3 protein-coding genes and 3 pseudogenes are annotated in these 3,753 nt (G+C 67.8%); all 6 read left to right on the plus strand.

All coding sequences use genetic code 11. The annotated features are described in order from the left end of the window. Positions 1 to 267: pseudogene (locus tag ACWCXX_RS40845) on the plus strand (hypothetical protein); the annotation flags it as partial. A gap of 42 nt (positions 268 to 309) precedes the next feature. After that, positions 310 to 543, plus strand: a complete 234-nt coding sequence (locus ACWCXX_RS40850) for a DUF7003 family protein (RefSeq protein WP_451136325.1) — start codon at positions 310 to 312, stop codon at positions 541 to 543. Between the two features lie 33 nt (positions 544 to 576). After that, a complete protein-coding gene (locus tag ACWCXX_RS40855) occupies positions 577 to 762 on the plus strand; it encodes a hypothetical protein (protein WP_451136327.1) in 186 nt (61 codons plus the stop codon). A 29-nt stretch (positions 763 to 791) separates the two neighbouring features. Further along, positions 792 to 1,562: pseudogene (locus tag ACWCXX_RS40860) on the plus strand (transposase). Positions 1,563 to 1,966: 404 nt separating this feature from the next. Next, complete coding sequence (locus tag ACWCXX_RS40865) at positions 1,967 to 2,722, plus strand: SDR family NAD(P)-dependent oxidoreductase (RefSeq protein ID WP_451136329.1); 756 nt, start codon at positions 1,967 to 1,969, stop codon at positions 2,720 to 2,722. A 93-nt stretch (positions 2,723 to 2,815) separates the two neighbouring features. Further along, positions 2,816 to 3,645: pseudogene (locus ACWCXX_RS40870) on the plus strand (IS5 family transposase). Positions 3,646 to 3,753 lie beyond the last annotated feature (108 nt).

The raw sequence follows: 3,753 nt of genomic DNA on the forward strand, positions 1-3,753 counted from the left end.
TCTCCCAGATCCACCCCTCCCTGGAACGAGTGGTCGGCCCGCGCCTGGCCTGCCCCTACATCCAGGCCCTCCTTCAGCGGCACGGTTCCCCGGCCGCGTGTGTTCTCGCATCCGAAGTCGGAGAGCTACGACACCCTGCACAAGCGGTTCCATGCGCAGAACCCGTGGTTCAAGTACACGCGGCTCAACAGTGAGACGCACGTCCCGGGCGTCGAGCTGCCGCGGGAAGTCGCCGCGGACATCGAGGGCTTCCTCCAAACGAAGTGAGGCAAGCTTCACAGTCAGTCAGCCCTGGTAGCGTCCGCCGACGTGATCGAAGCGAACGATATTCTCGCCCAACTGGACAAATGCGCCACCGAGTTCAAGCTCCCTCATCCCGACAACGGTTACTTCTACGCAGTGGATGTGCGGATGCACCTCTACCGTGACCCGGGGCGCTGGGCCCTGATCATCGAGACCGTCGGATACAACCCGCGCATGGGCAACCTCGTCAATGTGGTGGGCACCTACGGGAATTGCCTGACCACTGGTGAACCGGGTTGAGAGAACGAGGGCCTCCACGATCGCGTCGAGAACATGGAGAAGATCGACGATCAGGAGACCTGCGCAGGCGGTATTCCCATGATTGTCAGGGACCGAACGCCGGCCGTGGAGGCGAAGCCCGGCGAGCCGCTCGAAGCCGTGTTCCGCAGACTGGTGCCGGAGCACCGGGATCTGATCCTTGCCGCCGAAGCCGAAGTGCAGTCTAAGGGTGTCCAGTAACTACTGGTCAGAGGTGAGACGATCTTGCTGTGCCTGATGTGATCAGGGCGTCGGAGCCGTCCTGGACAGCCCTGTTCATCGGACTGAGCCCGCGGCAGTTCGGCAAGCTGGTCACCGCGCTGCGGCGCGAGGATGCCGACCCGGTCCGTAAGGGCCGGCCCTGGAGCCTGCCGCTGGAGGACCGGGTCCTGCTGGTCGCCGCGTACTGGCGCACGAATCTCACCCTGCGCCAACTGGCTCCGTTGTTCGGGGTGTCGAAGTCGGCGGCCGACCGGATCGTCGATCACCTGGGCCCTTCGCTCGCGCTCCAGCCGCGCGGACGGTTCCGCAAGGGCACCGTGCTGATCGTGGACGGCACCCTGGCGCCCACCCGCGACCACACCATCGCCGAGCGGTCGAAGAACTACCGGTACTCCACCAACCACCAGGTCGTCATCGACGCGGACACCCGGCTCGTCGCCGCCGTCGGCCGGCCGCTGCCCGGCAACCGCAACGACTGCAAAGCGTGGGAGGTGTCCGGAGCGAAGGGCGCCGTCGGCAGGACCACGGTGATCGCGGACGGCGGCTAGCGCGGCACCGGCCTGGTCATCCCGCACCGCCACGAACGCGGCCAGACCGAACTCCCGGACCGGAAAGAGGAACACCACGCTTCCCACCGCAAGGTCCGCGCCCGAGTCGAGCATGCCTTCGCGCGGATGAAGACCTGGAAGATCCTCCGCGACCGCCGCCTGAAAGGCGACGGCGCCCACCACGCCATGCTCGGCATCGCCCGCCTCCACAACCTCACCCTCGCCGGATGACCCGGAAACAACGCTGGTCAACCAGCATGCCGTAGATCATTTACGGGACAGCGCCTAGATCAAACGCTCTCCCAGAGTCAGGCTGGCCCGCACTAGGGCCCGTCTTCAAACTCGCGCCGTCCGGCCGGCAGCTACCCGCGGAGGCCGAGCTGACCGACGTTGACTAGCTCGGCGCGCGGTGCTGGACGGCGGCGGTCCGCCGGCCGAGCTGCCCGTTGGTCCACGTGGTCGCCGATCCGGCGAGCGGACCGAACTGCACCGGGCAGCCAGGGTCGGTTCGTACTTCCGGGGTGTACGGAGTCGTCGTTGAAGATTGAACGTGACGTCTGAATACCGCCGGACCCGCAGGGCGTTCCGGTCTTGGATTGAGCGTGTCCAAGACCGGAACAAGGAGTTCTACGGAGATGACGATGAACGGTGCGACGGCGCTCGACGGCAAGGTGGCGCTGGTGACCGGCGGCAGCCGGGGGATCGGGGCGGCGGTCGCGCTGCGGCTGGCCGAGGACGGCGCAGACGTGGCGCTGACCTACCAGGGCTCGGCCGAGTTGGCCGAGGAGGTGGTCGCCAAGATCACCGCGATGGGGCGGAGCGGCTGGGCCGTCCGCGCGGACAGCGCAGACCCGGAGGCGGTGTGCGGCGCGGTGGCGGCGGTCGCCGAGCGGCTCACGCGGCTGGACATCCTGGTGAACAATGCGGGTGTCGGCGCCGTCGGACCAATCGAGGCGGTGACATGCGACCAGATCGACCGGGTGCTGGCGGTGAACGTTCGTGCGCCCTACCTCTATGCCCAGGCGGCGCTGCAGTACATGGTCGAGGGCGGACGGATCGTGAGCATCGGCAGCTGCATCGCCCAGCGCGTGGCCTTCCCCGGAAGCACGCTCTACGCGACCAGCAAGGCCGCTCTGATCGGCTTCACCAAGGGCATGGCCCGGGAGCTCGGCCCGCATGGGGTCACCGTCAATCTGGTCCACCCGGGCCCGATCGACACCGACATGAACCCGGGCGACGGCGATTCCGCCGACTTCCAGCGCGGCTTCACTGCGCTCGGCCGCTACGGCACGGCGGTGGAGGTCGCGGATGCCGTCTCGTACCTGGTCGGCGAGAGCGCCCGATACGTCACAGGCGCGGAGCTGGCGGTGGACGGTGGCTTCGCAGTCTGAGCCCGCGCGGTCCGAGGCAGGCCAGGTAGTCCTTGGCGCTCAGTCCGTCACGGCATCGACCCGTGATCTTGGGCAGTGGATCATGTCTGGGTGATACGTCGCCAGGAGTTGTCCGATGCCGAGTGGGACCTGCTGCGGCCTTTGCTGCTCACGGCTGCGACAGGCCGTCCCCGGTTGGACGACCGTATGCTCCTGAACGGCATCGTGTGGAAGTTCCGTACCGGAGTTGCCTGGCGGGACGTGCCCGAGCGGTACGGGTCCTGGGCCACCCTGCACACCCGCTTCCGCCGGTGGGCCAAGGACGGCACCTTCGAGCGGATGCTGCAAGCCGCGCAGGCGAAGGCGGACGCAGCTGGCGACATCGACTGGGTCGGCTCGGTCGACTCCACCATCGTCCGAGCCCACCAGCATGCCGCCGGAGCCCGAAAAGGGGGCTCCGCGACCAGGCTCTCGGCCGCTCGCGCGGCGGGCTGACCAGCAAGCTCCACCTGGCGGTCGACGGACTCGGCCGCCCGCTCGGCGTGGCCCTGACCGGCGGCAACGTCAACGACTGCACGCGGTTCACCGCTGTGATGGGCGCCATCCGGGTGCCCCGGTCGGGTCCGGGACGGCCCCGGACCCGACCCGCCCATGTCATCGGCGACAAGGGCCACAGCTCGAAGGCGATCCGCGCCTGGCTTCGGCGGCACAACATCGCCCACACGATTCCCGAACGAGCGGACCAGATCGCCAACCGCCTTCGACGCGGCCGCTCCGACGGGCGCCCGCCCGCCTTCGACAAGCAGATCTACAAACGCCGTAACGTCGTCGAACGCTGCTTCAACAGGCTGAAGCAATGGCGAGGCATCGCAACTCGCTACGACAAGACCGCCGAGTGCTACCAGGCAGCCGTCACCCTCGCCTCACTTCTCATGTGGGCGTAGCCCTTTGACGACACTCCCTAAGGGCTGTCCCGTAATCCCCGGTGGATCAGCGCGCGGCGTCAGATGCGGTGCATCGCAAGGCGGAGGGGCGTCCGCATACTGGATGTA

Source organism: Streptomyces sp. NPDC001732 (assembly GCF_053596315.1).